The sequence below is a fragment of the Haemophilus sp. SZY H56 genome, assembly GCF_054332415.1.
In genome coordinates this window covers 1-589 of record NZ_JBTGNX010000046.1, presented here as the reverse complement: position 1 = coordinate 589, position 589 = coordinate 1, and the positions used below count along the sequence as shown (strand labels likewise).

The 589-nt window shown below is 34.3% G+C and carries 1 pseudogene; it reads left to right on the top strand.

Annotation, left to right across the window (positions count from 1 at the left end):
- Positions 1 to 273: 273 nt before the first annotated feature.
- Positions 274 to 589, top strand: a pseudogene (locus tag ACXVWP_RS11110) (Fic family protein); the annotation flags it as partial.

Here is a 589-nt window from a genome sequence, read left to right as displayed (position 1 = left end):
CGTGCCCAGTGTTTTTTAGTTATCTATACACTTTTTTTATTTTTTCGGTGGTGGATAGCTATGGTTGATCTATAGGTAAAACTTTACTAAAACGTGGTAGAGGTAAGAATAAGGCTTTATGCAATGCATTGAGCCTTTTTTATTGAGTTTTGTCAGCAGTACGCGCGCGAGGGCAATCCAAAATATCCCGAAATATACCTGCAGGTATATATAGACAAATTTTTAAAAAAATGCTTAACTAACGCAATATTTAAAAATTGCGTTCCTTGAGTTATGAAAGTATCTAAACCCAAACCACTTATAGAGCTATTAAAAACAGAGCTTACACCTGAAAATATCCTTTTAATGAATCAATATAAAGCTATTGATGAAAAGGGACGTTATTTACATTGGGATAAATTTAAGCGCATTTATACAAAAAACACCGATTTTGCGTGGCTAGCTACAAAATTAAGTCGCGGTGCATTACTGAATCATTTTTCTATTGGGCAGTATGATTTTTCTTATGCTGTCCCTACGACTTTGCAAGCCTTGTTACACTTCATTGATAAAACCTCAGGTGGAAATATTGGCGTAAATAATCTTACGG